We start from the raw sequence: 25,589 nt of genomic DNA on the forward strand, positions 1-25,589 counted from the left end.
GCCATTACGGCCGGCCTGGGCCCCTGTAACCGCCGTTTTTGGCGGTTACAGGGGCGATTTCCGGTCCTGCGGACACACTACCCCTGCGGCAGCAGCCCCCATTGTCGCGCACGGTACAGGTTCGCCAGGGCGAACAGGCTGTGCAGCTGCGCGGTGTTCTTCTTGAGGCCGCGGTAGCGCACCTTGCGATATCCGAACAGGTTCTTCACCACATGGAACGGATGCTCCACGATCGAACGCAACTGAGCCTTGTGCCGTTCAGCGGCGCGCACCTGATCGCGTTCGGGGCCCTCTGGCATCGCACGTACCGTGCCGCGCTTGCGCGCGATGTGCGTCTCCGGACGATGGCCTTCCAGTCGCTTCTCCGCACCGATGTAGCCGGCATCGCCATGCAGGCTCGCTTCCTCGCCGTGGAGCAGTTCCGGCACCTGCGAGACGTCCGAGACATTCGCAGCGGTACCCTTCACGGTATGAACCAGGCCGGTGACGACATCGGCCCCGATATGCGCCTTCATCCCGAAGTACCACTGGTTGCCTTTCCTCGCCTGGTGCATCTCTGGATCGCGCGCCTTCTCCCGGTTCTTGGTCGACGGCGGGGCCGCGATCAGGGTGGCGTCCACCACTGTGCCCTCGCGCAACATCAGTCCCCGCTGCTGCAGATGGGCGTTGATCCGGTCGAAGATCACCTGGGTCAGGTTGTGCTGCTCCAGCAGCCGGCGGAACTGCAGCAGGGTCGTGGCATCCGGGGCGTCTTCGCGGCTCAGGTCGATCCCGACAAAGCTCCGGATCGCCTGGCTGTCGTACACCGCGTCCTCGATCCCTTCGTCCGACAGGTTGAAGCACTGCTGGGCCACGTACATCCGCAGCATCCGTTCCAGACCAATCGGCGGACGACCCCGCTTCCCCTTCGGGTAGTGCGGCTCGATCGCCTCCACCAGCGCCGCCCAGGGCGTGATCGCATCGATCTCCCCCAGAAAGCGGTCGCGCCGCGTCTGCTTACGCTTGGCGGAATACTCGAGATCGGAAAAGCTGCGCTGGGACATCGGCCATCACCTCGGGCAGGAAACCTGGCGCCATTATCCCAAACCCGCCAGGTGGGCGGGACCCACGGCGGAATAAATCAGTGTTTCCGTAGGGGTTCTCGTTCACGCGATACGTCCTGGTCAGACGTACCGGCGCGGCATTCGAGAAGTCTTCCTGCACCTTCGCCAAGGGATGGCCCGCCTTGTTGATCTCCCAGTGGTGCTCGCCATCGAACTGGTGTTCACGCGCGCGGATGCGCGGCTTGGGGATGGATACCCACTTCAACCCCACGCGCGGGATGTGCAGCGCCATAGGCCAGCGCGTAGCGGCATCGGGCAGCGAGATAACCACACCCTTGCGGGCCACTCGAGCCATTTCCGCGAAGATGGCCAGACTCTTTTCGTAGGGCACGTGCTCCAGCATCTGAAAAGCGCAGACGACGTCGAACGCATCATCTTCAAAGGGCATGGCATCTGCCGGGGCCACGTGGTCGGGCTCAAGCTCTGGGTCCAGGTCCAGCGCTTCGACGTGAACCCCCATCACCCCAGCCGTTGCTTTGAACAGCCCCGGACCGGGCCCAACTTCCAGCACACGCTCCGGATTCAGCTTGATCACTTCGTCCAACTGGTGCCACATGCTGGCCCATCGGCGCTTGTGTACGTACTTGCCAAACTCGTAGTGCGACTTGTCAACTTGTTTTTGCATCGGTTCTCCACCGCATTGCGTGGGACAGGATCCACAACATCATTGCGCTGTATGCCAGAACGCCGATCACTGAGAACAGCGCAACGGCCCAGAGATCGCTTCCAAACCAGTAGAACCCGACAACTAGCCCCAAAGCTTTTGCACCGGTGCTGAACAGCTCGTACACAAGCAAACCACGCTGAATACCAAGAACTGGAACAGCCGCAACGGCGGGCTTGTTGATGAAGTTAAACAGGAAGAACAGCGCCAGCCAACGGGCGTACTCGCCCGCCATCACCCAATCCACACCAAACACGAGACCGAAAAACCAAGGGCCAAATACGACAACTAGGCCGAAAGGGACAATACCGATCGCCAGCAACGCACCGGTCGCCTGCACGATATGGCGCGGAAGATTCTCGCCATTGTGGGCGGCTTCCGTGATACGTGGATAGAACACGTCATTCACGGCCTTGCCAATGAGGGTCGTGGGCATACCCATGACCATCTTCGCCAGCGTGTAAAACCCCGCCGCCACCGGGCCGAAGAACGCCGCAAGCATCAGCACCGGCAGGCTTTGCGAGGCGGCATTGATGAAGTTCTGTGGCGCACGGTACAGCGGGAAATCACGGTGCCGATGCGCTAGTTCTCTCAGAGGTGTATGCGAGCCATCTACGCCCTCGGCTGCTTCTGCCTGGTAGCGCCTGCGCGCACCGATAAACAGCAGGGCGGCATGCAGCGCGTGGCCCAGCGTGGCCAGCACGATGAGTACGGCTCCAACCGGATGCAGCCAGCCGATGCCGCTTTTGGCGCTGTTCAGGATTAGCGAATGCGCGACCGCGGAGCGGGCGACCACGCCGAATTGCTTCTTGCGGATCAGCCATTGCTGGGCGATCTGCATCCACGCGGCGAAGAGCATCGCCACGGGGATCAGAAACAGGTAGCCGGCAACGGATTCGGCGCCGAGCGTTACCGTCAGCCAGTCGCCACCGAACGCCAGCAGCGCGGCAGCCAATAGCGCGACGCCAAACGAAAGGATGGCGGACAGGCGGACCAGGCCCAGTGCGTCGCGATCTTCGCGTGGCAGAACGATGGCGATGGGGTAGGCCAGCGCAGCAACCGGAATGGCGACGGCCACGATCGCCATGAAGGTGCCCAGCAGGCCGAACGCCTCCGGCCCATAGATGCGCGTGATGAGCGGGGCGAAGGCTATGGTAATGGCCTGTGCGCCGGCGGTGCCGGAGGCGACTACCGCCACATTGCGCGCAAAGCGGCTGCGCCATAAGCGGTCGAACGCGCGCCGCGGGAGGGCCATTGCGTTACTCATGCCGACGCGCTGCTGCCATGGGCGTTGCGAGCGCAAACCGATTGCCACGCGGTGGGGCCGCTCGCAATGACGGATGGTTTGAGGACGTAATGGGTTGGCACGTTATGGCTGTCCGATCCGGTAGTGCTCAGGATGGCACTCAAACTAACTGGCGCTGCCGGCAAAGTGAGCTGTTCGCGGGCGAGCCCGCTCCTACACGTGCTTTATGTTTCGGCGAGCGGAGGTCTCGTCGTGGCCACGCATCGAGGTCGGTGGCGCTCCGGGAGACTGCCGCGTCGCTGCGCTCCTCGCAGTGACGCGGGGTGTGTTCTTCGGCATCCACCCTACCCCCACACCACATAAGCCGCCCCACCTCGGTCATCCCGGAAACCGCGGAGCGGTTATCCGGGATCTCGTGCGTTTGGGGCTTCCTTATCGCTGGAGATCCCGGGTCTTCGCTTTGCTGCGGCCTGGAGGACGTTAAACCGCCCTTCTGGGTCAACGCGGAATCCGGTGCACGCGTAGGCCAGGGATCTTCTCAAAGTCGCCATCGCCCGTTACGAAAGCCCCGTCCGGATTGACCGCGAGCAGGGACGCCGCTTGAATGGCATCGGGTGTACGCAACCCATGGTGCGCGCGCAGCTCCGTGGCCTTGTCCAGAACGACCGTATCGAGCGCAATGACCGACAAGCCTGGATCGGTAAAAAACGTATCCAGCTGCTCCAGCGCCTGGGTATCCGATTCGCGCAGCGGACGCTCGCGGCATTCCAGCCGGCTTAATGCCGATACCGCCAACGTAGGCGTTGCGTCTCTGCGCCCCAGGTCCTTTAGCACCTGGCGGACCGCCGATCGGGTACGCGCATCACCTTCCAGCAAATAAATGATGGCACTGGCATCAAGAAACGCCAGCATCAATCGGGCCAGCCTTCGCGCTCCGCTTGCAGCTCGCGATCGAGCTCCGAACGGCTTCGCGCCACGACCCTTGGTGCATCGTCTTTCAGCAATCGATCCCACAGGCGCTGCCGAGCCTCTACGCCAGCCGACAGACGCTGGTAGGCGTCTTCGCTCAAAATCACGTATCGGGGCCGATTGCGCTGGATCACATGCACCGGTCCGTTCTCCAATGCCTGGTCCACCGCACTGATCCCGCGACGCTTGATCTCCTGCGCCGAGATTACGTTGTCCATATGCGCTCCAGTACTCGTTTTAGTACTGAGCATAGCACCTCGAACAACCCGACCAGGCCCCGGGACTGAACCGGCCGTCTCTGGGGAGCCCCCCAAGGGCGCCTTCCCAGAAACCGCAGAGCGGTTATCCGGGCAACCCCAGCCGCTGGCGATCCCGGCTCTTCGCTTCGCTGCGGCCGGGACGCCCGTTGGGCTGCGGTGGCTTCGGACCTGTAGGAGCCGAGCCTCTCGGCGATTGGGGCGTTGGACAGGCCGATCGCCCAGAGGGCTGGGCTCCTACGGGTACATGGCCCGGTGCTGTTTACGGTTGCGGATGAAGCCCATGGCTTCGAGCTTGGGCAGGATGTGATGGGCGGCTTCGTCCGAGCCCATGTCGCGGGTGTCGATGCGCTTGCGCGCTTTTACCTCAAAACCTGAATGGCGATCCCCAAGTCCAACTGACCCCACGCTCGGTCGGCGGTCAGCACAGGGAGTGCCTTGTCCATCGCCAGGGCAATACAGGCCCGGTCGGCCATCGACAGCCCGTGCTGCCGGGAAGGCTCCCAGAGCTGTGCGGCCAACGCGGCTTGTTCCGCTGTGAAGGGCTCGAAAAGCAGCCCGACATCGGCAAACTCCTGCTGCATTCCCTGGATACTCACCTTGCGCTGGAGCGATTTCTGCATCACTTCGGACCAGTTCACGGTCGAGACGCAGCTACCATCCAAAACGGCTGCCACGTGGTCGCCACCCGGCTCGTCATGCAGAAAGGCCAACAATGCCGAAGCATCCAGTACCGTGGTCATGGAGCCTTGCGTTCGCGCGTCGCCTCGGACCGCCGCTCGTCGATCAGCTCATCCACAAGGCTGACGTCCCTGGGGATGTGCTTGAACCGGTCGCGCAACCGTCTCTCGACGAGTTCTCGCCGTTCCAGCACCAAGCTCTCGCCAACCAGGCGCGCGATCAAGCGGTCGCCGGCTTGCAGCTTGAGCGTCTTGCGCAGCCCCGCGGGAATAACTACGCGGCCCTGAGCCCCTACCTGGACTTCGTTATCTTGATGTGCCATCAGTCGTTCCTCATGCCACTAACCACTAGAAGGTGACACGCACTCGTCCGGCGCGCAAGAACGACGGGGGCAGATCAGTTCTTCACGGTTCTACGTTTCGCGGCGGCCGGGACGCCCTCCCACTCCTACGTCATTCCGGAAACCGCGGAGCGGTTATCCGGGATCTTCCACGTCCGGGCAGCCCCACCGCTGGAGATCCCGGCTCTTCGCTTCGCGGCGGCCGGGATGACCGGGTGCGAGGACGGCTACGCCCGGGGTGGCGGGGTGGGAGGAAGCTACAGCCGAGACGACGGAGGGGGCAGGCTCCGGTCGGGATGACGGGTCGGGGTAGCGCTGGACGCCACAGTCGCCCAGGGATCCGGTCTCCAGTTCAAAGACACGGCATTTACCGTACGGGAACCCGTTGCCTGCCGACGCCTATACTGTTCCCTGGCGATAGACCGCATTGCGGTGTGCCACGCGGACGACAAGCACCCGGAACCGGTTATCCTCTATCGATGCAATGACACGGTATGGGCCGACGCGGTAGCGCCAGTATTCGCCCAGTTCTCCAGTAAGCGATTTACCCAATCGGCGCGGGTCGTCAAGTGGCGCAACCCGCTCGTTCAGGTATTTAAGAATCCGGTGGGCCGCCTGTTTGTCCAGCCCGCGGAGATCCTTCTCTACGCGCTTGTCGAACTCAATCGTCCAACTTCAGGGAGACGCTGACCGATTCGTACGTTCGCGTTGGCGCCCCATTTTTTCCGCGACCAGGCGTGTCGCGCAGACCGGTAGTGGTTCTACCGGCAAGCGGCGCAAAGCAGGATCGGGAAAAATGGGGCCCAACCCCGGAGGGGCTCGGCCGATTTTGCCCGCTGACGGCGTTCCGGCTCCCTTGTGCAGAGTGACTGCACGGCGGTCACCGCGCCTTGTCAGCAAGCAAAATAGACTCGAGCGCGAACGCGCGAATCGATCAGCGTCTCCCTTGCTGGCGCCTCATTTCATCCATGGAGACCGTCTCGCCGCTTCCCTTGCGGTGGTCAATCAGGCGCTGCTCGGCCAAGTAGATGTCTTCAAGGTCTTCCAGATGCTGAACGATCGCCTCACGCGCGTAGTAGCTCTTGCTACGACCTGTGGCCTTGGCCAGGGCAGCCAGGCGTTCTTCCACATCTTCAGGCAGACGCAAAGCCAGCATGGGGATCACCTCCGAGAAATTGCTATACAAGTATAGCACGGCGCACGACTACCCCAGTTCGACAGGTGTCGCACCGACATGATCCCAACGGCACCGACCATGGCCTTTTCCTCCGCGCCCCCACGAACTCCCTACGGTTCGTCCTCCCGGAAGTCGCACCCCCAGGGCCATCATCCCGGAAACCGCGTAGCGGTTATCTGGGATCTCCAACGCGGACGGTGCCCCAACCGCTGAGGATCCCGGCTCTCCGCTTCGCCGCGGCCGGGATGACGGTGGGGACGGGTGGTCCGCACAGATGACGGTTGGCGTGACGCTGAGCCGCGCCCCGTAGGAGCCTGCTCGCAGGCGAAGCCCCTGCCCGCGTCCGACTCTGGCAGGGGCTTCGCCGCCAAGGCGGCTCCTACGGATTGCGGGGCTCCGGGGCTACGGCCTCGGGCCTCGCGTCCCGGAGCTCGGCGCGGAGTTGTTCGATCTCGGTCATCAGGGCTTCATGTTCGACGCGTTTGCGCTGGAGCAGCGCGTACGCCAGGCGGGCCTTTTCCTGCAGGCCGTTGGGCGTGAGCTTGTACAGATAGGCCGAGCGGTTGTCGGAGCGGCGAAAGTTCTGCGCCTTGACCCAGCCGCGGTCGAGCACGGCCTTGAGCGCGTAGTGGGTCTTGCCCACGGACAGCCCCAGCGAACGCGCCAGCTGGCGCTGGCTCATGTCCGGCTCCTGCTCCAGCAGACGGAGCACTTCCAGATGAAGATCTTCTTCTATCAATGAGTTACCGGGGTTAAAGGCGGCGTTCGGGCACGCTACCGCCGGGACGGTGCGCCCGGTTCTTGCGGGCCCGCCACGGCTGGGGGAAGCACATTTTGTAGTGCGTTCACAATGTGAACGCAGTCTCGATTAGACCATAGAGGGGCCACTAGACGCAAAGAAGTAAGTGCCTCTGGCAGCGATCAGTGGTACCTGTCCAACCCCCAAGGAATAGGCATCTTCAGTTCATTTCTGATTAGGATTCAGCGACAATCACAGCCCCGTGATAACTGCCTGGACACTCGATGTCGACGAAAGACTCATCCCCCACAAGCGAAACCCGCACCAGTGGTGACCGACCCGATCCCGGCAACCATTCGCGATACGACGACGAGATCAGCCTTGTTGATCTGTGGAACGTGCTGTCCAGGCGCAAGTGGTGGATTGCCGCTGTGACCATTGCAGTCCTGCTCCTCGGCACGTTATACGGCTTCCTTAAGACCCCCTCGTACAGCTTTCAGACAACCATCCAGCTGGGCCAAGACGACCGGGGAAATCCGGTTGAGGACCCAAACGTGACGGTTACGTTCCTCAATAACGTCCTAATACCAGGCATTTGGCGTGATCTCCTCGCGGACAGCCCGGAGACCAGACCACCAGAGGCCAGTGCACGGTACGTGGATGGAACCGAGTACGTCCACCTGACGACATCAGCGCCAATGGACCGCAAAGAGGCGGTTGAACAACTCCACACGCTCACTACACGCGCGCTTCGTCAGAATCACGTTCAACACATTGACGATATTCGCGCGGAACTCGCCGATCAACGTCGTGAGCAAGAGCTACAGCACGCAGCCCAACTCGAGCAGCTGCAAGGCGACCTAGACTCGATCACCGAACATAAGGAACGTGCCACATCGCGACTGGAATTGCTGACAGAAGAACGCGCCCTATTGGAAGAACAGATCGATGGCCTTCACCCCCTTCGGGAGCAACTGGACGCGGCCCTCGCGGACACGGATCAGAGCGCCGCACCGTTGTGGAGCATGATGCCCCTAACCTCAATCGTGGACATGCGTTATAGCGCAGAAAGGCGTTTGCGGACCGAGCTTCCAGATCACGTACAGGAAGTTGAGCAGCGCCTCAGTGAACTGGAGTCCTCAAGCGAACGCATCGCATCACAGATGGAGCGAGAACAGAGCCGCCACGAAATAGCGATGGCTGCCCTGGATCGCAGAGAACAACGGGTTCGCGAAACGGTCGCCCGCGGATCGGATTATGCGTTGGCATCAAACACGCCAGAGGGTCCTGGACGATCCCTGTTCGTGGCTCTGTCTCTCATACTCGGCCTGATGCTGGGTGTCTTCGGGGCGTTTTTCCGTGAGTTTCTGGCGAACGTGCGGGCAACAGAAGCCAACTAGTACCCGTTTCTCACAGTTGATCATGCCGACCACCCTTCCGCTATCACCGCGGAAACCGCGCATCTGTGATCCGGGGTCTCGCACGTTCGGGCCGCGCCAACGTGGGAGATCCCGGCTCTACGCTTCGCTTCGGCCGGGATGATGGGGGCGCGGGGTGACGTCTGCATGCCCCCCATGACATGTGGGAGCGGACCTGGGTGGATCAATCGCTGTTGAAGAGGTCGCGGGTGTAGATCTTGTCGGTCTGGTCGCGGATGTCGTCGGTGATGCGGTTGGCGACGATGACGTCGGACACGCGCTTGAACTCGTCGAGATCGCGGATGACGCGGGAGCGGTAGAACTCGTCGTCGGGCAGCTCCGGCTCGTACACGACAACCTCGATGCCCTTGGCCTTGATGCGCTTCATTACGCCCTGGATGGCGGAGGCGCGGAAGTTGTCGGAGCCGCTCTTCATCACCAGGCGGTAGATGCCGACGACCTTGGGGTTGCGGCGGATGATGGCATCGGCGACGAAGTCCTTGCGGGTGCGGTTGGCATCGACGATGGCGCCGATGATGTTGTTGGGGATCTCGTCGTAGTTGGCCAGCAGCTGCTTGGTGTCCTTCGGCAGGCAGTAGCCACCGTAGCCGAAGGACGGGTTGTTGTAGTGGCTGCCGATGCGCGGGTCCAGGCACACACCGTCGATGATCTGGCGGGTATCCAGGCCGTGGATCTCGGCGTAGCTGTCCAGCTCGTTGAAGTAGGCCACGCGCATGGCCAGATACGTGTTGGCGAACAGCTTGATCGCCTCGGCCTCGGTGGAATTGGTGAACAGGATCGGGATGTCGTCGTCCACCGCCCCTTCGGCCAGCAGGCCGGCGAAGGTCTCGGCCCGTTCGGACTGTTCGCCGACGATAATCCGCGAGGGGTGCAGGTTGTCGTACAGCGCCCTGCCCTCGCGCAGGAACTCCGGCGAGAACAGGATGTTGTCGGTTTCCATCTGCGCCTTGATCTCGCGCGTGTAGCCGACCGGCACGGTGGACTTGATGACCATGGTGGCCTGTGGGTTGGCCGCCAGTACGTCGCGGATGACCGACTCCACCGTGGAGGTGTTGAAGTAGTTGGTCTGCGGGTCGTAGTCCGTGGGAGTCGCGATGATGATGAAGTCCGCGTCGGCGAACGCCTCCTGCTTGTCCAGCGTAGCCTTGAGGTTCAGCTCGCGGTTCTCGAGGAAATCCTGGATCTCGGCGTCGATGATCGGGGACTGCCTGCGGTTGATCTGCTCGACTTTCTCCGGCACCACGTCCAGCGCCACCACCTCGTGGTGCTGCGCGAGCAGGACGGCATTGGAGAGCCCGACATAGCCGGTTCCGGCGACTGCGATTTTCATCCCTGGATCCTTCGGTTGTTCAGTGTTGATGTTTGGCCTGTGGACACCTGTTTGCCTGTAGGAGCGGGCCTGTCCGCGAAGCCTCCTGCCAAAGCTCCATACGCCGGCAGGAGGCTTCGCCTGCAAGCAGGCTCCTACAAAGAAGGGGCCTGAGGGCGTTTGAGCGAAGAATACACAAGCGATTTCGCGTGTGTGAGGAACGGGTACTCAGGAATCGCACCCGTGCTACTCAGCGAAACGTTCTTGCGGCGGATGGTTGGCGGGCGCGTAGCCATGCACGACATCGCGGATGGTCTGGCAGGCGATTTCGGTATCCATTTCACGGTCCGCACGGTCCAGGCGTTTCATTGCGGCGCGCAGGTCGCTCGAAGCGGCACATTCCTCGCGGGCGCGCATGATCTTCACATGCGCGGTGGGCTCCACGTTGTCTCCGATCAACAGCTCTTCATAGAGCTTCTCGCCCGGGCGCAGCCCGGTGAACACGATCTCGATCCCGTCCTCGGGGTATCCGTCCTCTTTTACCTGTCGGCCGTGTAGCCGAATCATGCGGCGCGCGAGGTCGACAATGCGTACCGGCTCTCCCATATCCAGCACATACACCTCGCCCCCCTGCGCCATCGCGCCCGCCTGGATCACCAGCTCGGCCGCCTCGGGGATGGACATAAAATAGCGGGTGATCTCGGGATGGGTGACGGTGACAGGCCCGCCATCGCGGATCTGCTGATGGAAAAGTGGCACCACGGAGCCCGAGGAACCGAGAACGTTGCCGAAGCGCACCATGCTGAAGACCGTACCCCGGCCCTCCCGCGCCCGGTCCTGCAGCACCATCTCCGCCAGGCGCTTGGTGGCCCCCATCACGTTGGTCGGGCGCACGGCCTTGTCCGTGGAGATCAGAATGAACCGTTCGACGCCTGCCGCCTGCGCGGCTTCGGCCATCACGGCGGTACCGACCACGTTGTTGCGCACACCCTCAATGAGGTTGGCCTCGACGATCGGCACATGCTTGTAGGCCGCCGCATGGTACAGGGTCTGCACGCCATGCTCGGCCAGTACAGAGCGGACGCGACGCGGGTTCGCCACGGACCCGAGTACGGCGTGTACCGCCGGGGACGGGTCCAGTTGCAGTGAGTAGTCCTGCATCTCGCGCTCGATGCTGTACAGCGCAAACTCGTTGCGCTCGTACAGAATCAGCGCTGCCGGCTGCAACCGGATGATTCGGCGGCACAGCTCAGAGCCAATGGAGCCCCCGGCGCCGGTCACCATGACGACGCGCCCGCGAATGCTGCAGGCCAGCAGCTCGGGGTCGGGGGGTACCGGGTCCCGCCCCAGCAGGTCCGCCACATCAATGTCTTCCAGCTGTTCCAGGCTGGCCTGCCCGGAGACCACCGCCTCCATCGACGGGACCGACTGCACATACAGTGAGAACGGCTCGAGCTGTTCCAGGATGCGGCGCCGCTCCTGACGCGTAGCCGTGGGAACGGCGAGCAGCACGCGCCGCACATGCCATTGGTCAATCAGCCGTTGCAGGCGCCGGGGGCTGTAGACCGGGACGCCGTCAATCGAGCTGCCCTGCAGGGCTCGATCCTCGTCCACGAAGGCCACCACGCGGAACATCCCGCCACCACCCTTCAGCGCGGACAGCAGCTGCACGCCCGCCTCGCCCGCTCCATACACCACCACCGCTTCTGCACCCGGTGCCGCGGCCATCACCGATCGGTACCACGCCCGCACCAAGAAGCGACTACCACCGACATAGAGGAAGGCCACGATCGCAAAATTGATCGGGACCGAACGCGGAAAGCTCTCCACCTGGGCGATGGCGACCGCTGCCCAGACCGTCATCGCCAGGATGACCACACCAGAACCCACCGTCCAGATCGTGCGCGACCCCATAAAGCGCACCACGGCCCGATACAAGCCCAGACGCGCAAACAGCGGGATCCCCACGATCACCACCAGTGGGAATAGCCACCAGGTCTGCTGCATGATCGGGGGGAACGGCTCCGCGAGGCGGATCGCGAAGCCCGACCACAGCGCCAGCGGCAGCATGACCGCGTCCGCGGCAATCATCAGCCAGCGCTTCTTGCCGCGCGGCAAGCGCAGCAGACGTTCCAGCCCACGGTTCAGCATGGTGTGTTGTGCCCGCCTGGCATCTTCGCCTCAAGCCCTGTCGACTCAATCATGCCCAGACCACACTACATCAAGTACCGGTCCCTGGCGCCCGCCGCGTTCCCTGAGCGGCGCGCGAAGCATAAGCAACCCCTGATAAAAATGCATCCATGTGCCGGTCGCCGCGCGATAACCCTGGGCATTGCGGTCATCCAGCCCGGGCAGGAGCATTCGCCTGCGAGCAGGCTCCTACGGGGGGCTGGTCGCGCGTTGCGAGGCCCCTGTAGGAGCCGCCTTGGCGGCGAAGCCCCTGCCAATGCCGGACCCGGGCAAGGGCTTCGCCTGCAAGCAGGCTCCCACAGGGGATCTACAACCAGAGCGCATCCCAGTGCGGATAATCACGCAGATTGCGAACGAGGCCCGCTCTTAGCGGGTTGGCAACCACATATCGAGCGACGGCCTGGAGGTCTTCTTCGCGGCGTAGTGCGCGGTCGTGGTAGCCCTTTTGCCAGATGTGGCACCGCGTACCCTCAAGCCGTCCAATGCGGCGGGTTGTGTTTGCCTTCACCTTTTGTACCGCCACCGGGAGTTCGCCGTGGTCCAGTTGCAACAACCAGTGCAGGTGGTCCGGCATGACCACGAAGCATAAAGTCGTGATGGCATCTTCAACCTCTCGCAACGACTGCACACAGCAACGGGCCCGGGCAAACTCTGCAAACCATGGCCGCCGGCCCGCACACACCGTTGTAACGAGGTAGATGCGCCCCTGCTCACTGACCCGGCCGAGTCGCAGGCGATGCCCTTGTGCCTTCCGTGGCATGGGACCTCCTTCTGTATTCCGTTTGGTGTTCGAGGATATCAGGCGCTGATGGCAAAGCTGAGGCTGGCAGGAGCTTCGCCGCCAAGGCGGCTCCTACAACGGGCAGCCCCGTGCACGAACACCCCCCGTAGGAGCCTGCTCGCAGGCGAACGCCCCTGCCCGGGTCCGACTCTGGCAAGGGCTTCGCCGCCGAGGCGGCTCCTACGGGGGCGGGGTTGATCAGGCGAGGAGCTGGGCGAGGTCGTCGGGGCCGAGGATGGGGATGTCGAGGGATTCGGCCTTGGTGACCTTGGAGCCGGGGTCGGTGCCGGCGATGACGGCGGTGGTCTTTTTGGAGACGGAGCCGGTGACCTTGGCGCCGCGGGCCTCGAGGGCGGCCTTGGCCTCCTCGCGGGTCATGGTGTCGAAGCTGCCGGTGAGGACGTAGGTATTGCCGGCCAGCGGGGCGGTTTCGCCCTTCTCCGCTGCCGGACGCGCGGGCGGGTCGGGCCAGTGCACGCCGGCCTCGCGCAGGGCGCGGATCACCTCGAGGTTGTGCGGTTCGGCGAAGAAGTTGGCGATGTGCTCGGCAACGATGGGCCCAACGTCCGGCACCTCCTGCAACGCCTCGGCATCAGCCTGCATCAGCGTGTCCAGGTCGCCATAGTACGTGGCCAGGTTGCGTGCGGTGACCTCCCCGACCTCGCGGATGCCGAGGGCGAAGATGAAACGCGCCAGAGTGGTCTCGCGCGCCTGTTCCAGGGCGTTGACGAGATTCTCGGCGAGCTTGGGACCGACCCGCTCCAGCGCCTCCAGGCGCTCGGTATCCAGTGCGAACAGATCCGCCGGGCTTTGCACGATGCCGCCATCGGCGAGTTGCTCGATCAGTTTTTCGCCGAAACCCTCGATGTCCATGGCGCGGCGCGAAACGAAGTGCTTGAGGGCCTCGCGGCGCTGCGCGGGGCAGACCAGCCCGCCGGTACAGCGAGCCACGGCCTCGCCCTCCGGGCGTTCGATATGCGAGTCGCACTCCGGGCAACGGGTGGGCATCTCGATGGCACGGGTGTCCGCCGGGCGCTCGCCCCCGGCGCGACCAACCACCTCGGGGATGACGTCGCCCGCACGGCGCACGATCACGCGGTCGCCGATGCGGATGTCCTTGCGCGCAATCTCGTCCATGTTGTGCAGCGTGGCGTTGCTGACCGTCACGCCACCAACCAGCACCGGCTCCAGCCGCGCGACCGGGGTCAGCGCGCCGGTGCGGCCGACGCGGAAGTCGACGGCGCGCAGGGTCGTCGTCTGTTCCTCGGCCGGGAACTTGTGAGCGATCGCCCAGCGCGGCGCGCGCGAGACGAACCCCAGCTGCTGCTGGTCAGCCAGCGAGTCGACCTTGTAGACGATGCCGTCGATCTCGTAGTCCAGCTCGCGGCGCCGCTCGGCCAGGCGTTCGTAGTACGCAAGGCAGCCCTCGACCCCGTCCAACACGGCCCGCTCGGGGCAGACCGGAAAGCCCAGCCGGTGCAGCCAATCCAGCGTGCCGGACTGTGTGTCGGGCAGCGTGCCGCCCTCGACATGCCCCACGGAGTAGGCAAAGAAGCTCAGCGGGCGCCGCGCCGTCACCTTCGGATCGAGCTGGCGCAGGCTGCCGGCGGCGGCGTTGCGGGGGTTCATGAAGCCGCGCTGGCCATCGGCCTCCAGGCCCTGGTTCAGGCGTTCGAAGTCCGAGCGGCGCATGAACACCTCGCCGCGCACCTCGAGCACGCCGGGGGCATCGTCCGTATAGCGATCGCCCAGATGCAGCGGGATCGGCCGCACGGTGCGGACATTGCCGGTCACGTCCTCGCCGGTCTCGCCGTCGCCGCGCGTGGCGGCCTGCACCAGGCGGCCGTTTTCGTAGATCAGGCTGATCGCCAGGCCGTCCAGCTTGGGTTCGGCCATGTAGGCGACGGCCTGCTCGGCGCGCGCGGGATCGCCAGTCTGTTTGGCCAGGCGCTCGCGTACACGACGGTCGAAGTCGCGGATTTCGTCGGACTCGAAGCCGTTGGCCAGCGACAGCATCGGCAGACGATGGCGCACGGTGTCGAAGCCGGCGGCAGGCGCTCCGCCGACCCGTTGTGTGGGCGAGTCGGGGGTGACGAGGTCAGGGTGATCGGCCTCGAGCTGTTCGAGTTCGCGCATCAGGGCGTCGAACTCGGCGTCGGAGACCTCCGGGTCGTCGAGGACGTAATAGCGGTAGTTGTGGTGCTCGATCTGGCGGCGCAGCTGTTCGATCCGCTCGCCTACCTCCCCCGCCGCGCCCGTCGTGCCGTCCCGGGACGCGGAGGGAGAGCTCACCGCGCCCTCCGGCGCCGCAGCAGATCCGGGCGATGGCGCATCAGCCACTCGTTCAGGTCCTCGCGCATGTAGGCGAGCGTCTGGTTGGTGGCGGTGGACTGCTGGGCATCCAGGATGGACCCGCCAAGGTCGCGTGCCAGCGCATGCGCATTTTCCAGCAGGGCCTCGAACGCACGCTGCGGTTGGGCGCTACTGTGCACCTGCGTGAACAGCGTGATGCCCGGCGTCATCATGTCCGCCAGGTCCTGCTCGCGCAGCGTCCCGGGCGGCACCATATTCGCGGCGGAGAACAACGCCTGCCGGCTGTCGATATCGGGCTCGTGGTAGTGGTAGATGTCCATCTCGCCTGGTGCAAGCCCCGCGCGTTGCAGCGCGGCACCCAGCGCCACGCCGGTAAACGGCCGGTTGCGGGGTGCGACGACATGCAGGAGCAGGATCTTCTCGTCCGCGGCGGGGCCATCGCGTAGTGGGTTGCGCCCGACCACGCGCGGCTCGGAGACGTACTCACCCAGGGTTTCCATGTCCGGGGCTGGTTCCTCGATCAGCTCGGGGTCAACCTCATGGTCTGGGTCCAGACGGTCGCCAAGCGTGTCCTCGGCGCGCGGCTTGCGCAGCCGCCCGGAACGCAACGCGGTGATCCCAGAACGCAGGCGCCCGCCCAATTCGCCCGCCATGCCGCGCGCCGTCTCCAATGCGCTGGATTTGGGCCGCCGGCGTGGCGCGTCCGTCGGGTCCGGCTCGAACGCGCCATGCGGCGGAGGCGGCACCGGCTCGTCGTCGCTATCGAGGACGCCGTAGATGTCCTGGGCGCGATCAGCATGGCGCTCCCCTGGCGGCAGGGGTTGATCGTCCTCCGCGGAGGTCACGCCCAGACGCGGTTCCGCGCGTTCGTTTTGCGGCACGCGCACATCATCGAAGTCGGCGGTCTCGGCCTCCGGATCACGCGTGTACTCGCGCGAGGTCTCCAGGGGATCGGCCCAACCGGCATCGGCCCCCAGAGGCTCGGACTCACTCGCTCGCTGGCGCGGCCCCTCGTCGCCTTGCGCACGGATGTGCACAGCGTCGTCACCCCAGTCGGCGGCGTCGTCATCCAGATCCCGTCCGCGCTCGCGCGTACGCAGGCGGTGGGCCAGCCAGATACCGGCGACCAGCACAATGCCCAGGACCACCAGACTGATGCGCATCCAATCCACTCAATACCTCGTCAATCGTGTTGTGAAGCCACAGCGGCCGCTGGAAGCCACGGATCAGGCCTCGGCCAGTTCCACGGCTTCGTCGATATCCACGCTCACCAGGCGCGAGACCCCCGGTTCGTGCATGGTAACGCCGATCAGCTGTTCCGCCATGGCCATCGTGGCCTTGTTATGGGTAATAAAGATGAACTGGATCTGCTCCGACATGTCCTCCAGCAGCTCACAGAAGCGCCCGACGTTGGCCTCGTCGAGCGGCGCATCCACCTCGTCCAGCATGCAGAAGGGTGCCGGATTCAATTCAAAGATAGCGAACACCAGCGCCGATGCTGTGAGCGCCTTCTCGCCCCCGGACATAAGATGGATGGTAGACAGCCGCTTCCCCGGCGGACGCGCCATGATGGTCACGCCGGTATCCAGCAAGTCGTCACCGGTCATCTCCAGGCGCGCCTCGCCGCCGCCGAACAGGCGCTGGAATTTCTGTCCCAGCCCGGCGTTCACCTGATCGAAGGTCTGCTTGAATAGCTGGCGCGTCTCGCGATCGATACGGTGCATCGCCGCCTCCAGCGTCTCCAGGGCCTCGATCAGGTCCGCATGCTGTTCCTCCAGATAGCGTGAGCGCTCCTCCAGGCTGCGCGCCTCGTCGATCGCGGCCAGGTTGATCGGACCGAGGCGTTCGATCTTGCGGTCGAGCTCCGCGATGGCCTGCTCCCAGGCCGGCACCGAGGCATCCTCCGCGAGCCCTTCGGCGAGCGTCTCAGTGGCAAAGCCCGACTCCTGAAACTGAGCCTTGAGCTGATCAATCTGTACCGAGCGTTCGCGCTGGTCCAGGCGCAACTCCTCGCAGGTGGAGCGCTGGCTCTCGACGCGACTGTCCAGCTCGCTGGCTCGGGTGGCCAGCTCGCGCAGGCGCGCATCGCAGGCCTCGAGATCCGAGCGCGCCCGCGTGAGGCGTTCCTCCGCCTGCTGACGCTGCTCCGCGGCCGCCTGCAGGTCACCGCGCCACTGTTCCAGCGGGCCCTCGCGCCCGGCGAGACCCTGTTGCAGCTTCTCGAAGCGCTCGCGGTCCTCCGCGCGCTGCCGTTCCAGACGCGTGTGTTCGCTTTGCTCGCGCTCCAGCCGGTGGCGCGCCTCCTGTTCCGCCATCCGCGCGCGGCCGGCCGCATCGCGCGCCTCGCGCACGGACTCGCGGGCGCGACCCTGGGTGCCACGCGCGGCCTCCAGCCGGTTTTCCAGCGCCTCGCCGTCGGCGTCGAGGGTCTCCAGCGTGGCGAGCGCCTGGTTACGCTCCTGCTCCGCTGTGGCGAACTGTTCGCGCGCGCGGGCCGTTTCTTCTTCCAGCTCGCCTGCCTCGTGGTCGATTCGCGCCTGCTGCTGTTCCAGCTGGCGTGCCTGATCGTGCAGGCGCTGAATGCGCCGATCCCGTTCGTCGATCTCGCCCTGCTGTTCGCGCAACTGCGCATCCAGCCGGTCGCGCTCGGCCTGCGCCGCCTCGATCGCCTCGCTACGTTCGGCGAGCGTCGCCTGGTGCTGCTCGATCTGCCCTTGCAGCGCCTGCTCGCGTTCGCGCAGCTCGCGGGCCAGGCGCACCCGGGCGACCGCGCCAGAGGCACCGCCTTCCAGCGTGCGATGGGCCACCCACCCGGGACCCATCCAGGTGCCATCGGGTGTCATCACGCTCTCGTCCGGCGCCAGCGTGGCCATCCTGCGGCGGGCATCCTCCAGCTCGGTCGCACAATGGATGCGTGCCAGCCAGTGGCCCACCGGCGCCGAACCGCGCACACGCGCGGCGAGGGAGTCGCGCGGGATCTCGGCATCCGCGCCGGGCTCCGCGCTCACCAGGCGCAGCGCGGCATCCGGCCAGTCGCGTGTCGCCTCGGGCGCGTCCAGGACCGCCGCCTCGAGCCAGGCCCCGAGCGCTAGCTCCACGGCCGTATCCCAGCCCTCGTCGACCTCCAGCTGCTGCACCAGCGGCCGCGAGAGATCGAGCCCCTGCTCGCGTGCCCAGGCCTCGCGGCGCTCACGGGTCTCGGCCGGGTCATCCTCGCCGGCGAAGTGTTCCAGCCCCGCCAGGCGCCCGGCCACCTCGCGCGCCTCGCGCTCGGCCTCGTGCAGCGCGTCGCGGGCCTCGCGGCGGGCCTCGGTGAGCTGGTTCAGTTGCTCCTGCTGCTGCTCGCGTTCGTGGCGCAGCTCCTCCAGGCGTTCGGCCAGAGCATCGCGCTCGCGCTGCAGGCGCTCGGCCTCCTCGCCCGGATGGGTCTGTGGCAGAGCCGCGCGCTCGGCGTCGAGGCGCTCGCGGCGCTGGGCCAGACGCGCCAGCTGATGTTCGGCGTGATCCATGCGCGAGCGCGCCAGCTGGGCGTTCTGGCGCGGCTCGGCCAGCGCCCGCTCCCACTCGGACTGTGCCTCGCGCGCGGCCTGGAACTCGTTCTCGGCCTGCTCCGCAGCTGCCTCCAGACGTTCGCGTTCCGCCTCGGCAGTCTCCGCTTCCTGCTGGCGCTGATCACGCTCGCGTTCGGCCTCGACAATGCGCTGCTCGAGCGCCGCGAACTCGTCTCCCGCGGTCTGGATGCGTTGTTCGAGTTGCTGCAGTTCGGCGCGCTCACGTGCCAGCTCGTCCTCCGCGTGGCGGATCGACTGCTCCAGGCGCGAGACCTCGGCGGCCCGGTCGTAATAGGCGGACTGCGCCTCGGTGGTCGCCGCCTCCAGGTCCACGCGCGTCTGGCGCTGCTGTTCGGTCTCGGTGCGGACCTTCTGCGCCTCAGCCTGGGTGCCCGCCAGTTGCGTCTCGGCGTCCTGCAGGCGTTGGCGGCTCGCCTCCAATTCCTGTTCCTGGGCGCGCAGGCGCAGCAGGATGGCCTCGGCGCGCTTTTGCCGGCGCTCGGCAGCCAGGGTCTGGTATTTCTCGGCGGTGGCGGCCTGACGGTTAAGGCGCTCGGCCTGCTTGGCGACCTCGTCGCGCACATCGTCCAGACGCTCCAGGTTCTCGCGGGTGTGACGTACGCGGTTCTCGGTCTCGCGCCGGCGCTCCTTGTACTTGGAGATGCCGGCGGCCTCCTCCAGGTAAACGCGCAGTTCCTCCGGCCGGGCGTCGATCAGGCGCGCGATCATGCCCTGCTCGATGATGGCGTAGCTGCGCGGGCCCAGGCCGGTGCCAAGAAAGAGGTCCACGACGTCGCGCTTGCGCGCACGCTGGCCATTGAGGAAGTACTTGGACTGGCCGTCGCGCGTCAGCGCACGGCGTACGGCAATCTCGCCATAGGCGCTGTACTCGCCGCCCAGGCGACCGTCGGAGTTGTCGAAGATCAGCTCGATCGAGGCCTGCCCGACCGGCTTGCGGCTGGAGGAGCCGTTGAAGATCACGTCCTCGCTGGAGTCGCCGCGCAGGTGCTTGGCCGAGGACTCGCCCATCACCCAGCGCACGGCGTCGATGGTGTTCGACTTGCCACAGCCGTTCGGCCCCACGATGCCCACGCGGTTTCCGGGCAGCACCAGTGTCGTCGGATCCACGAAGGACTTGAAGCCGGCCAGTTTGATTCGGGCGAGTCGCACGTTCGGCGTGATCCACGGTCAGGGCATTCGCGGGTAGAATGGTACACGCTTACGGCCTGAGCGTGACCAGGCCCGAACAGCCCGTCACCGCCGTCCCTGTAGGCGCCTGCTCGCAGGCGAAGCCCCTGCCCACGCCGGCCCCTGGCAAAAGCCGTTCGCCTGCAAGCAGGCTCCTACGGTGGCACAGTCAACTGCGGGACCATTCATTCAACGAAGAGAGGCGTAGATGCCCAGCCAGCCGAGCAAGACCCTGGACACCTTTGACAACCCGGCGCCGGAAAACGACTTCGCGATCTATATCCGCATCCCGGAGTTCACCTGCCTGTGTCCAGCCACCGGCCAGCCCGACTTCGCCGAACTGCACCTGGAATACGTGGCGGACCGGAAGTGCGTGGAGCTGAAGTCGCTGAAGAACTACATGTGGTCGTTCCGTGACGAGGGGGCCTTTCACGAGGCGGTGACCAACCGAATCCTGGCGGACCTGGTCGCGGCGACCGAGCCGCGCTTCATGCGTCTGACCTCGTACTTCAACGTGCGCGGGGGTATCTACACCTCGGTCGTGGCCGAACATCGCCAGCCCGGGTGGACCCCACCGGAGCGCGTCACACTCCCACCCCCGGGGCGCAGCCCGCTGCATTCGGGCCTCTAGCCGATTTCCATGCACACGATCGGGCTCGACCTCGGGACCTCCGGCATCCGCCTGGCGCTTCTTGATCCGGACGGTGTACGGGTGCACTCGGCGACGCGGGATCTCCCGGAACCGGAGACGGACGGCGACGGCATCGCGGAACAGGATCCCTCGCAGTGGTGGACCCTGGTACGCGAACTGCTGCGCGAGGCCGCGGAACACCTGAAGGGCGAACCCGTCGCGATCGCGGTGGACGGCACCTCGGCCACGCTTTTGTTTCTGGATGCCGATGGCCGCCCGGTACGGCCGGCCATGATGTACAACGACGCCCGCGCCACTGACATGACGGCGATCCTCGCCGGGGTCGCGCCCAGCGATTCGGCCGTGCACAGCCCCAGCTCCTCGGCGGCGAAGCTGCTGTGGGTGCGCCGCCACGAGAGCCTCTCCGGGGTGCGGCGCGTTCTGCATCAGGCCGACTGGATCGCCGGGCGGCTGCGCGGGCGCTTTGATGTGATGGACGAGAACAATGCGCTGAAGCTCGGCTACGACGCCCTCTGGCAGGGCTGGCCGGACTGGCTGGAGGACATCCTGACCACAGATGCCAACCTGCTGCCGGAGGTCGTGCCAGCGGGCACGAACCTGGGGCCGATTGCCCCCGAGATGGCGCAGCACCTGGGGCTGAACCCGGCCTCGCGGGTGATCGCCGGGACCACCGACAGCATTGCCGGCTTTCTCGCCTCGGGCGTGGAGGACGACCGCACCGGCGTCACCAGCCTGGGTTCGACCATGGTGATCAAGCAGCTATCGTCGGAACCCGTGTTTGCCCCCGAGCTGGGCATCTACAGCCATCACCTGTTCGGCCAGTGGCTGATCGGCGGCGCATCCAACAGCGGCGGCGCGGTACTGCGCCAGCACTTTGACGACGACTCGCTTCAACGGCTCAGTGAGCAGATGGACCCGGATGTGGACACGGGTCTCGACTACCTGCCCCTGCCCCGACGGGGCGAGCGCTTTCCGGTGAGTGATCCGGAACTGGAACCTCGGCTTACGCCACGCCCGGATGACGACGCGCACTTTCTCCAGGGGTTGTTCGAGGGCATCGCGCGCATCGAGCGCGACGGCTATCGACGCCTGACGGAGCTCGGGGCGCCGCGCGTGGAACGCGTGATCACACTCGGCGGCGGTGCCGCGAACCCCACGTGGACACGCATCCGCAAGCGCATCCTGGAGATCCCGGTGATGGCCGCGGACAACGACGACGCCGCACACGGCGCGGCGCGCCTGGTGCGCATCGGCCTCGGGCTTGAGTCCTTTTCGCCTTCTCGCTGAATTCAACGGCGATCGGCCAGGGGGGGCTGGCCTCCTACGCATGACACACCCCTGTAGGAGCGCAGCCCCCTGCGCGATACGATGCTGGACAGACCCCATCGGCCAGGGGGCTGGCCTCCTACGCATGACACACCCCTGTAGGAGCGCAGCCCCCTGCGCGATACGATGCTGGACAGACCCCATCGGCCAGGGGGCTGGCCTCCTACGCAACCGGGGAAACTCGCGTTTCTCTGGATAGGTCACCACCGGCGCCGGAGATCGGTGCTACATTCAGGCAGAGAACCACAACAACAAAGGGACGTAGACATGCACTGGAGCCGTATTCTCGGAATCGCCCTGCTGGTCGGTGGCGTCATCCTGCTGGTCATGGGTTACAACGCCACCGAAAGCCTGGGTGAAGAGCTGCACGAGACCTTCACCGGGCGCTACACGGACGACACGCGCCTGTACCTGATCGGTGGCGGCATCATGGCCGCGGTGGGTCTGGTTCTGACGTTGTTCGGGGCCCGCCGCTGAACCAGCGGACAAGACCCCTCTCGCCGCTTTACGCGTTCCTCGCCCCGTTCCGGGGCCTGACACGCGTCCGCGAGCCCGCCCTGCGCGGGCTCGTGATCATTCCGCTGATCATCAATGTCCTGCTGGTGGGTGCGCTGATCGCAGCCGCGGCCGTGGGCTTTGATGCCCTGCTTGCCGCCTGGCTGCCGCAGACCCTGGACTGGCTGGCCTGGCTGCTGTGGCCGCTGTTCGCCCTGTTCCTGCTGCTGGTGATCGGGATATCCGCCGTGGCCCTGGCCGCGATCGTGGCAAGCCCCTTCTCCGGGCCGCTGGCCTATCGCACGGCCGAAGGCCTGGGCCATCCGCCCCTGGCCGCCCCCCGCTCGTTGACCGCGGAATCCGTACATGCACTGGCCACCGCAGCGCGCAAGCTCGGGTATTACGCCCTGCTGCTGATACCGGTGCTGATCATCACCTTCGTGCCCGGACTCAACCTGCTCGCACCCGCTGCCTGGTTCCTTTATGGCAGCTGGGTGCTGGCGGTGGAGTTCATGGAGGTCCCGCTGGCCAACGACGGCCTCAAGTTCGCAGCGGTACGTCAGCGGCTACGGGGGCGCCGCCTGCAGACCCTCGCGTTCGGCGCCGGAACGACGCTGCTGGCAATGGTGCCCCTGGTGAACCTGCTACTGGTGCCGGCCGCGGTGATCGGCGCCACGCACCTGCGTACCCGCCAGCTGGACGCAACTCCGTAAACCACCGACCAGGCGATCAGCCGGCGCGCAGGAATCGCCTCTGCAGTGCACGCCGATCACCCTGAACCGGGCTCACCGTCGGTTCCAGCCGCCGATCCGCGTACTCGGCCAGCATCCAGAGCATGCGCTCCACGCGGTGGGTGCGCTGCAGCACCCGGTCCAGCGCACCTCCAGGCTGGAAATGATCGGGGTCGAGGTAGCGGGCGCGCAGGGCATCGAAGCGGCTGCGCTGATTGGCCGTCATGTCGCGTAGCCAGGCCAGGTCTTCGCGATCCCTGGAGTACACGGCCATGGTCGCGGCATCCAGCAATCCGCGCAGGGCCTCGAGCACGCGGCCCTCCAGGGCCCGCGCTACCTCGTCGGCCGCGGTCTCCATATCCGTCACAGTCGCGCGCAGGTGGTCATACATCTGCTGCTCCAGGCGGGCGACCAGCCGGAAGCGATCACGCAGGGCCTCGTGCCGCCGCGCGGCGGCCTCCAGCAGGGGCTCGCCCGCCAGCCGGCCCAGCTCGGCAAACACCGGCTGCAGCAGGTATTCGAAGTCCTTGTGCAGGCGTTCCAACTCACCGGGATCGACCGGGCGGGCACGCCCCTCGTCATCCTCGGTAAGGTAGCCGGTCAGACTGGACCAGGCCTCCGGTTCGCGCCGCGCCAGTGCCTCGAGGCGCCGTTCCGGCAGGGTATGCGGGTCGCCCATCTGCAACGGGTTGGGCCGGCCCCAGTAGAGAACCCCGAGGCGCGCCAGGAACAGCAGCACGATCACTGCATGGGTGGTGATCAGGATGAATCCGAGGCTCAGCTCGACCGGGGGCCAAAGCAGGATCAGCGAATAGAGAATGCCGCCCAGGACGGAGATCTCGGCGAAGGAGTCGCGCTTGAGCATGTCGATGTTGAAGTCCGAGCGCACCACATCGCGCATGATCACGCCGAACGAGGCGGTCACCACGGCCATTACCGGGCCCCAGAGCCACAACGGGCTGGCCTGCGACTCGACGGCCACCCCGACGCCGATCACGGTGAACGAGGCCACCGCCCAGGCATCCAGTCCACGCTGCAGATTCCCCACCACGCGCCCGCCCAATCCCGCCTGCTGCCGCGTCAGGAGTTCCTGGACGACATGCCAGCGCACCAGTACATGATCGTGCAGCTTGTACAGCACGAAGCCGACGCCCACGACCACGATCGGGACCAGAAGAAACTCCGGCGTCTCGAAGATAAAGATCGGGTCGCGGCCCAGCAGGAGATCGCGCAGCACGCCGCCGCCGATCGCCGGCAACGAGGCCAGGACCAGCGCGCCGAACAGGTTGTAACGTTCGCGCCGGGCGAGGATCAGCCCGGAGGCGGAAAAAGCGAGGATCCCCAGCAGGGTGAGCGTATTGAACCAGGCCTCGCTAGTGGCCATCGAGAGAAACGCGGGCAGCACATGCTCGACTTCCAGCGCGGCCATCCGCCGGCTGTCCTCCAGCGCCTGCAACTGCGCGTTGAACTGCTCGACGAACGCCGCGGGGACCGTGGCGCGGGAGAACATCACCCGCACGCCAACGGTCCCCAGGTCCAGCGGATGCGTCTGGATCGCACGGGCACGATCGGTCCGCGCCAGCAGCAGGTCCACAATCACGGGGTCCGCGACAAAGCCGTCGATCCGGCCCTTGATCAGCGCCTGGATATGGGCCTCGTCACCGGCGGCGGGGTACAGGCGCGCGGCCTCCCCCGGATCCGCGACCAGGTCCGCGAGCTCGCTGGAGGCGTAGGCATAGCCCGTTGTCACCCCCAGCCGGAACTCTCCGTCGCGAACCGCCTGGACCAGGGCCGCGCGGTCCTGGAATGAATAGTCACCGTGCTCGCCGGCGCGCACATAGAGGGCGTTACGTTCCTGACGGTAGGGCTGCGAGTAATGCGCATAGTCGAGTCGACCGGAATCAAAATAGGTGCCGATGACAAAATCGATCGCGCCGTGGCGCAGCGCGGCGAGTTGGTCGTTCCAGGAAAGCGGCGTGAACTCGGCACCCCGCCCGACACCGGCCAGTGCCTCCTGCGCGACCCGCACGTCGAGCCCGGCCGGGGATGCCCGGGATGCGCTGTCGGAACCGGCCTGATACGGGGGACGTTCGAACCAGCCAGAGCGCAACGTTTCGGGCGCCGATTGCTGCGCGATCGGGATCGGGGTGCCGATATCGGCCGCGGACGGGGGCGAGGACGCACCGGCCGTGAACGGCGCGAGGATGGCCAGCGCCAACCCCACCCACAGCCCCCCCAGCCAACGCGCAACCCGCGAACGTCGGCCCCGCGGCCGCTCCCAACCGCTTCTCTGGCGCCACCGCGACGCCCGAATAACGCCCGCCTGACGGCTAGCGCGCGACTGGATGCGCCCGCAGGAACACCTCGGTATGCTGTCGCCGTCTAAGATCCCCCACGGCCGACTCCCTCCCCATGGACGCTGCATACGCACGATTCCC

The 25,589-nt window shown here is 65.7% G+C and carries 22 protein-coding genes; 5 read left to right on the forward strand and 17 right to left on the reverse strand.

Going from position 1 to position 25,589, the window contains the following annotated elements:
- Positions 1–77: 77 nt before the first annotated feature.
- The 10 genes from TK90_RS07860 to TK90_RS07900 form a co-directional block, all read right to left on the reverse strand.
- Positions 78–1,043 (reverse strand): IS5 family transposase, encoded by a 966-nt coding sequence (locus TK90_RS07860; RefSeq protein WP_012981492.1) that lies wholly within the window; start codon positions 1,041–1,043, stop codon positions 78–80.
- Positions 997–1,728: a class I SAM-dependent methyltransferase gene (locus TK90_RS07865; protein ID WP_012982941.1), complete on the reverse strand. Its 732-nt coding sequence runs from the start codon at positions 1,726–1,728 to the stop codon at positions 997–999. Before TK90_RS07865 ends, TK90_RS07860 begins: the two co-directional genes overlap by 47 nt.
- Positions 1,712–3,034, reverse strand: coding sequence for a lipopolysaccharide biosynthesis protein (locus tag TK90_RS07870; RefSeq protein ID WP_244406380.1), 1,323 nt, complete (start codon positions 3,032–3,034; stop codon positions 1,712–1,714). Before TK90_RS07870 ends, TK90_RS07865 begins: the two co-directional genes overlap by 17 nt.
- A gap of 477 nt (positions 3,035–3,511) precedes the next feature.
- The gene (locus tag TK90_RS07875) at positions 3,512–3,925 is read right to left on the reverse strand and encodes a PIN domain-containing protein (protein WP_012982943.1); all 414 of its coding nucleotides are present in this window, start codon (positions 3,923–3,925) and stop codon (positions 3,512–3,514) included.
- Positions 3,925–4,200, reverse strand: coding sequence for a type II toxin-antitoxin system Phd/YefM family antitoxin (locus tag TK90_RS07880; RefSeq protein ID WP_012982944.1), 276 nt, complete (start codon positions 4,198–4,200; stop codon positions 3,925–3,927). The genes TK90_RS07875 and TK90_RS07880 overlap by 1 nt, the downstream gene beginning before the upstream one ends.
- Positions 4,201–4,601: 401 nt before the next feature.
- Entirely contained in the window at positions 4,602–4,982 is a 381-nt protein-coding gene (locus TK90_RS07885) for a PIN domain-containing protein (protein WP_012982945.1), read from the reverse strand.
- Complete coding sequence (locus TK90_RS07890) at positions 4,979–5,242, reverse strand: AbrB/MazE/SpoVT family DNA-binding domain-containing protein (RefSeq protein ID WP_012982946.1); 264 nt, start codon at positions 5,240–5,242, stop codon at positions 4,979–4,981. The genes TK90_RS07885 and TK90_RS07890 overlap by 4 nt, the downstream gene beginning before the upstream one ends.
- Positions 5,243–5,659: 417 nt before the next feature.
- Positions 5,660–5,926, reverse strand: a complete 267-nt coding sequence (locus TK90_RS14735) for a type II toxin-antitoxin system RelE/ParE family toxin (protein WP_083767896.1) — start codon at positions 5,924–5,926, stop codon at positions 5,660–5,662.
- 268 nt (positions 5,927–6,194) lie between these two features.
- Positions 6,195–6,416, reverse strand: coding sequence for a DUF6290 family protein (locus TK90_RS07895; RefSeq protein WP_012982947.1), 222 nt, complete (start codon positions 6,414–6,416; stop codon positions 6,195–6,197).
- Positions 6,417–6,816: 400 nt separating this feature from the next.
- On the reverse strand, positions 6,817–7,176 hold the full coding sequence (locus TK90_RS07900; RefSeq protein WP_012982948.1) for a MarR family EPS-associated transcriptional regulator: 360 nt from the start codon (positions 7,174–7,176) through the stop codon (positions 6,817–6,819).
- A 284-nt stretch (positions 7,177–7,460) separates the two neighbouring features.
- Between TK90_RS07900 and TK90_RS07905 the strand changes: the two genes are divergently transcribed.
- Positions 7,461–8,576 carry a Wzz/FepE/Etk N-terminal domain-containing protein gene (locus TK90_RS07905; protein ID WP_012982949.1) on the forward strand — a complete coding sequence of 372 codons (1,116 nt, stop codon included), beginning with the start codon at positions 7,461–7,463 and terminating at the stop codon, positions 8,574–8,576.
- Between the two features lie 202 nt (positions 8,577–8,778).
- Here TK90_RS07905 and TK90_RS07910 read toward each other — a convergent pair whose 3' ends face one another.
- The 6 genes from TK90_RS07910 to smc all read right to left on the reverse strand — a co-directional run bounded on the left by TK90_RS07910 (position 8,779) and on the right by smc (position 19,929).
- Positions 8,779–9,945, reverse strand: coding sequence for a nucleotide sugar dehydrogenase (locus tag TK90_RS07910; RefSeq protein ID WP_012982950.1), 1,167 nt, complete (start codon positions 9,943–9,945; stop codon positions 8,779–8,781).
- Positions 9,946–10,170: 225 nt separating this feature from the next.
- Complete coding sequence (locus TK90_RS07915) at positions 10,171–12,075, reverse strand: nucleoside-diphosphate sugar epimerase/dehydratase (protein WP_012982951.1); 1,905 nt, start codon at positions 12,073–12,075, stop codon at positions 10,171–10,173.
- 346 nt (positions 12,076–12,421) lie between these two features.
- Positions 12,422–12,874, reverse strand: coding sequence for a transposase (locus TK90_RS07920; protein WP_012982952.1), 453 nt, complete (start codon positions 12,872–12,874; stop codon positions 12,422–12,424).
- 219 nt (positions 12,875–13,093) lie between these two features.
- The gene (gene ligA / locus TK90_RS07925; RefSeq protein ID WP_012982953.1) at positions 13,094–15,187 is read right to left on the reverse strand and encodes an NAD-dependent DNA ligase LigA; all 2,094 of its coding nucleotides are present in this window, start codon (positions 15,185–15,187) and stop codon (positions 13,094–13,096) included.
- Positions 15,184–16,371, reverse strand: a complete 1,188-nt coding sequence (gene zipA / locus TK90_RS07930; RefSeq protein WP_012982954.1) for a cell division protein ZipA — start codon at positions 16,369–16,371, stop codon at positions 15,184–15,186. The genes ligA and zipA overlap by 4 nt, the downstream gene beginning before the upstream one ends.
- Positions 16,372–16,434: 63 nt before the next feature.
- A complete protein-coding gene (gene smc / locus TK90_RS07935) occupies positions 16,435–19,929 on the reverse strand; it encodes a chromosome segregation protein SMC (RefSeq protein WP_012982955.1) in 3,495 nt (1,164 codons plus the stop codon).
- Between the two features lie 226 nt (positions 19,930–20,155).
- Between smc and queF the strand changes: the two genes are divergently transcribed.
- From queF to cysZ, 4 genes are all read left to right on the forward strand, one after another.
- On the forward strand, positions 20,156–20,578 hold the full coding sequence (gene queF / locus TK90_RS07940) for a preQ(1) synthase (RefSeq protein WP_012982956.1): 423 nt from the start codon (positions 20,156–20,158) through the stop codon (positions 20,576–20,578).
- A 9-nt stretch (positions 20,579–20,587) separates the two neighbouring features.
- Positions 20,588–21,886, forward strand: coding sequence for an FGGY-family carbohydrate kinase (locus TK90_RS07945; RefSeq protein ID WP_012982957.1), 1,299 nt, complete (start codon positions 20,588–20,590; stop codon positions 21,884–21,886).
- Between the two features lie 306 nt (positions 21,887–22,192).
- Complete coding sequence (locus tag TK90_RS07950) at positions 22,193–22,402, forward strand: DUF3185 family protein (protein ID WP_012982958.1); 210 nt, start codon at positions 22,193–22,195, stop codon at positions 22,400–22,402.
- A gap of 56 nt (positions 22,403–22,458) precedes the next feature.
- The gene (cysZ, locus tag TK90_RS07955) at positions 22,459–23,133 is read left to right on the forward strand and encodes a sulfate transporter CysZ (RefSeq protein WP_049772236.1); all 675 of its coding nucleotides are present in this window, start codon (positions 22,459–22,461) and stop codon (positions 23,131–23,133) included.
- Positions 23,134–23,149: 16 nt separating this feature from the next.
- On the opposite strand, the gene TK90_RS07960 is transcribed toward cysZ, so the two are convergent.
- The gene (locus TK90_RS07960; protein WP_012982960.1) at positions 23,150–25,375 is read right to left on the reverse strand and encodes a TRIC cation channel family protein; all 2,226 of its coding nucleotides are present in this window, start codon (positions 25,373–25,375) and stop codon (positions 23,150–23,152) included.
- Between the last annotated feature and the right edge of the window lie 214 nt (positions 25,376–25,589).

This window comes from Thioalkalivibrio sp. K90mix (assembly GCF_000025545.1).
In the GTDB taxonomy this organism is placed as follows: domain Bacteria; phylum Pseudomonadota; class Gammaproteobacteria; order Ectothiorhodospirales; family Ectothiorhodospiraceae; genus Thioalkalivibrio.